Here is a 4,762-nt window from a genome sequence, read left to right as displayed (position 1 = left end):
ACCCTGTCGAGGATCGTCCGGGTCGCCGACCGCAGCACGGTGCTGCGCCGGACCGCCGACGACTCCGACCCGTACGAGCGGGTCGTGGTGGCCAACGCCGAACTGCTCCTCATCGTCGTCGCGGTCGCGGACCCCCCGCCCCGCGCCGGCTTCGTGGCCCGCGCCCTCGTGGCGGCCTACACGGGCGGACTGGACCCCGTCCTGTGCCTGACCAAGGGTGACCTCGACGACCCGTCGGTGTTCGCCGCCGAGTTCGAGGCACTCGACGTCCCCGTCCTGCGGACCGGGATCGACGACGACCTCGGGGCCCTGCACGATCGGATCGACGGCCGGATCTCCGCCATGATCGGCCACTCGGGGGTCGGGAAGTCCACCCTCGTCAACCGTCTGATCCCCGACGCCCACCGGGCGACCGGCGCGGTCTCGGGAGTGGGCAAGGGCCGGCACACCTCGACCCAGTCGGTCGCCCTCGAACTGGGATCGGGGGGCTGGGTGGTGGACACCCCGGGGATCCGGAGCTTCGGACTGGCGCACGTCTCGCCCGACGACGTGGTGGCGGCGTTCTCCGATCTGGACGCGATCGCTCAGGACTGCCCGCGGGGCTGCACCCACCAGGGCCCGCCCGCCGATCCGGAGTGCAGGTTCGACACCGTCATCGACCCCGCGGTCCACCGACGCGCGCTGGCCGTGAGAGAACTCCTCGGCGCCCTGCAGTCCAACGACGCGTGGGCGCTCGGGTCGGATCAGGACTGAGCACGAGCCGCGACCGTCGCGCCGACGCGGTCAGAGCTTGAGCTCGACGTCCCCCAACGCCACCGAGACGCAGGTCTGGATCCGCTCACCGGGTCCGTGGTCGGTGCCGTTGCGCAGATCGCGGACGTGCCCCTCGTCGAGTCCCACGACACACGTCTGGCAGATCCCCATCCGACAGCCGAAGGGCATCTGCACGCCCACCTTCTCCCCGCCCTCGAGGATGGTGGTGGCACCGTCGAGCTCGACGGTCTTGCCGGTCGAACCGAACGTCACGGTCCCGCCCGAGGCCCCGGCGTCCCGGTTGACGGTGAAGCGCTCCACGTGGAGGTCGTCCCGATTCGTGGCTCTGAAGTGCTCGTCGAGCTCGTCGAGCATCGCGTTGGGCCCGCACGCCCATGTCGGACGCTCCGACCAGTCGGGGACGAGGGCGGACATCTGGCGCGAGTCGATGCGGCCCTCCTCGCTGGTCACCCGGAGATGCAGGACGTAACCGGGTTGGGTCTTCTCGAGGGCGCGCAGCTCGTCGTAGAAGAGCGCGTCCTCCCTCTCACGCACCGAGTGCACGTGGACGACGTCCGGGAACGGTTCGGTGACCGAACGGCGGTCCAGGGACCGGAGCATCCCCATGACCGGGGTGATCCCGGAACCGGCGGTCACGAACATCAGCTTGGGAGGGGTCGGCGTCGGCAGGTGGAAGTCGCCCGCCGGTGCCGCGAGACGGACGATGGTCCCGGGCTCGACGGTGCCGACGATGTGGTTGCTGAGAAGTCCCTCGGGAAGCGCCTTGACGGTCACCGAGTACTCGCCGCGGCCGGTGGTGGGGGCCGAGGTCAGGGAGTAGGAGCGCCAGGTCCAGCGGCCGTCGAGAAGCACGCCGATGCCCAGATACTGGCCGGGCTGGTAGTGCGGGGTCGCGCCCCAGCCGGGCTTGATGACCAGCGTGACGGTGTCCTCCGCCTCGCGGCGCACCGACACCACCTCGCCGCGCAGTTCGCGGGAGGACCACAGCGGATAGATGAGCGACGAGTAGTCGTCCATCCGGAGCGGGTGTGTGAGGCGGTTGAGGAATCGATGTGCGGCCCGGGGTTCAGGAACCCTCGCAGCCGCTGCGCGCAGTACACGGTTGAGCCCGCTGGTCGACTCGGTCACTGGTGCCTCCTTGAGACCGGGGACCGCACGACCCGAGGACCGGGCCGACGGTGCCGGAGATGAGAACCTACGGTAGCGGAGGGTAGCGCCTGGCGGGCACCACACGGGCATGATCCCGCCGGACGGGGCCGGGCTCCCCGATCCCTTCTCAGAGCAGATTAAGCAGGAACGGCAGTTCACCCGCGTCGTACCAGGCGAGATCGATGTCGAGGGCGTCCCCCACGGTGAGCTCCGCGTCCTCGTCCCCCAGATCGGCGCGGTCCACGGCCTCGACCGCGGCCTCGACCGCGCCGGCGGCGCCCGCCAGGTCCACGTGGACGGCGGCGATCTCCTCCATCCCCACGGTCCCCCTGGACAGGCGCACCACGGCGGTGTCCAGATCCGGTCGCGGCTGGGTGTCGGCGTCGGGGACGTCCACGCTCACCACCACCCGGCGGTAGGGATGCGTGTCGTGTACCGCACCGGAGTCGATCTCTCCACCCAGCAGCCGCAGCGAGGCGCGGGCCGCCTCGAGGTACGCCACGTGCTCGATCTCCTCCGTGTCCCCCTCGGCGTAGGATTCCACGAGCGCGGGGGTCGCCGCGAAGGCGGTCCCGCTGCGGACGGGCATCTCCCCGCTGTCGAGCAGGGTCTCCAGCATCGCGAGTGTGGCGGGGATGAACAGACGCATGATGGTGCCTTCCTCGGGTGGACGGTGCGGGTCAGCGGGAGGTGCCGGTGAGCTCGTCCAGCGCCGAGGAGATGAGCTCCCCGATCTCCTCCACGTCCGGCACCGCCTGACGGTCCGCGGTGAACCCGCAGTAGACCACCCCCGAGTAACTGCTCATGGACACGGCCAGCGCCTGACCGTCGAGCAGCGCCGGCACGGGATAGACCTCAGCGAGCTCACCGTCACCCCAGAACATCTTGTGCTGCGGACCGGGCGCATTGGTGACGACCAGGTCATAGCTGTCCGACGGCAGCATGATCGCGGCGCGGGAACCCAGCGCGTGCAGGGTGGGCGGGGCGAAACCCGAGAGTCGGGCCAACGACTTGGCACCCACCGCCTGTCTGGGATGCCGCTGGGTGGCCGTCTCCCTGGAGATCTGCGCGAGCCGCATCCTGGGGTTGGGCTCCCCCACCGGCATCCCGATGAGCGCGGAGGCGATCTCCGCCGAGGTCGCCTCCGCGGAGGCCTCGGGACCGTCGGAACCCTCGGCCGTGCCTGACTCCGAGGACACGGCCATCGGGACGATCGCGCGGAGGGTGTCGGCAGTCGAGAGGGGGTGACCGCAGGACAGGATCCACGACCGCAGCGCCCCACAGAGGACTGCCAGGACCACGTCGTTGACCTTGCAGCCGTGGTCCCTCGCGATCGCGCGTGCCCGGTCCAGGGGGAACGACGCCAGCCCGACCCGGCTGCCGCGGGGTCGGGAGGTCCGGAACATCTCCGCCAGTCCCCCGGGCGGGCGCAGGACGGTGAGACTCGCCGCGCCGACCAGACCCCGGCTCGCCCTCTCCACCGCGTTCACCAGACGGGCCGAGCGTCGGACTAGCTCTAGGGGGTCCGTGGCGATGGTGATCAAGGCGTCCAGCACGAGGACCCCGTCGCCCGGTGACGGGACGGGGGTCCAGGTGGCCACCTCGTGCACGTCAGCAGACGCCTTCTCGTCGGTCATGAGGACCTGTGCGAGGTCCACGGCGTTGGGGCCGCCGAGCAGGACGTGGTGGGTCTTGGTGAGCACCGCCAGCCGCCCGTCGCCGAGACCCTCGATGAGGTAGAGCTCCCACAGCGGCCGGCCGGGTTCGAGCGGACGGTCGACCAGCCGGGCCACCAGATCGGCGAGCTGCCGCACCCCGCCGGGAGCCGGCAGGGCGGACCGCCGCACGTGGAAGCTCAGGTCGAAGTCCGGATCGTCGACCCAGACCGCCCGGGCCAGCCCGAACGGGACGTACCGGATGCGCTGCCGGAACCGGGGTGCGTCGGCCAGTCGGGCGTCGACGAATTCCATCACCCGGTCGATGTCCCAGGGATCGTCCCGGGAGACGAGCGCCAGGGAGCAGGAGTGCCGACTCCGTGATCGGGTGGCGTCCCCGAGGAGCAGATCCGCGTCCGCCGTCGCCAGCCTGGCCGCCACCGGTCAGACCGCCTCGTCGAGTCCGAGCAGCCCGCGGATCTCCACGGCCGCGCGGTCGAAGACCTGGTAGAACACCCCGATCATGCCCGTCTGCACCGCGCCCAGGACGTTCTCGATCGCGTCGTCGACCATCACGCACTCGCGCGGCTCCAGCTCGAGGCGTCTCGCCGCCTCGAGGAACGCCTCGGGATCGGGTTTCTCCACCCCGGTCAGCCCGCTGAGCACCACGTGATCGATCCCGTAGGCGCGGGCGTCCTCACGCACCCGGTCGGCACCCGGGCCCTCGGGTTCGTTGCTGAGGACCGCCAGGCGTACGTCGTTGGCACGTGCACCGATGAAGATCTCCCGCCAGCTCTCGCGGTCCTCTTCCGTGCCGTCCAGCACCCCGAAGTAGTCGACAATCAGTCCTCGCATGGGACCAGCCTAGGCAACGCCCGTCGACGGTGCAGAGGTGGAGCCGGAACCGCCCGGTTCGCCCCGCGCGTCACACCACATAGAGGGATGCGAGACCGGCCCGGTTCTCGTCGGAGAGAGCAGGAGTGCACATGGCCCCGACACCAGTGTCATCGACCCCCCGGGAGAGCGCGCAGGACGAATGCCGGGTCAGGCCGCTGCTGTCGACGGAGCCCGGCCCCGACGTCCGTCCGCACGACCGGGCGAGCGGCCCGGTCGCCGACATGATCGCGGTGGCGGTCCCGGTGCCGGACCCGGAGGACGCGGTACCGGTGCCGGCGCGGCGGGCA

At 71.0% G+C, this 4,762-nt stretch carries 5 protein-coding genes and 1 pseudogene; 2 read left to right on the top strand and 4 right to left on the bottom strand.

Going from position 1 to position 4,762, the window contains the following annotated elements:
- The coding region (rsgA, locus tag G6019_RS03530) for a ribosome small subunit-dependent GTPase A (protein WP_182627047.1) at positions 1-753 on the top strand (753 nt) is incomplete at its 5' end.
- A gap of 30 nt (positions 754-783) precedes the next feature.
- Here rsgA and G6019_RS03525 read toward each other — a convergent pair.
- From G6019_RS03525 to G6019_RS03510, 4 genes are all read right to left on the bottom strand, one after another.
- Positions 784-1,902 carry a ferredoxin reductase gene (locus tag G6019_RS03525; RefSeq protein WP_107755945.1) on the bottom strand — a complete coding sequence of 373 codons (1,119 nt, stop codon included), beginning with the start codon at positions 1,900-1,902 and terminating at the stop codon, positions 784-786.
- Positions 1,903-2,050: 148 nt separating this feature from the next.
- Positions 2,051-2,572 carry a DUF6912 family protein gene (locus tag G6019_RS03520; protein ID WP_107755944.1) on the bottom strand — a complete coding sequence of 174 codons (522 nt, stop codon included), beginning with the start codon at positions 2,570-2,572 and terminating at the stop codon, positions 2,051-2,053.
- Positions 2,573-2,603: 31 nt separating this feature from the next.
- The gene (locus tag G6019_RS03515) at positions 2,604-4,019 is read right to left on the bottom strand and encodes a wax ester/triacylglycerol synthase family O-acyltransferase (protein ID WP_107755943.1); all 1,416 of its coding nucleotides are present in this window, start codon (positions 4,017-4,019) and stop codon (positions 2,604-2,606) included.
- A 3-nt stretch (positions 4,020-4,022) separates the two neighbouring features.
- On the bottom strand, positions 4,023-4,433 hold the full coding sequence (locus G6019_RS03510; RefSeq protein WP_107755942.1) for an HAD family hydrolase: 411 nt from the start codon (positions 4,431-4,433) through the stop codon (positions 4,023-4,025).
- Between the two features lie 131 nt (positions 4,434-4,564).
- Here G6019_RS03510 and G6019_RS17075 point away from each other — a divergent pair.
- A pseudogene (locus G6019_RS17075) lies at positions 4,565-4,762 on the top strand (hypothetical protein); the annotation flags it as partial.

The sequence above is a fragment of the Dietzia sp. DQ12-76 genome (assembly GCF_014145045.1).
Taxonomy (GTDB): Bacteria; Actinomycetota; Actinomycetes; order Mycobacteriales; family Mycobacteriaceae; genus Dietzia.
The sequence above is the reverse complement of the archived record's forward strand: the minus strand, read 5'-3'. Positions and strand labels throughout refer to the sequence as shown.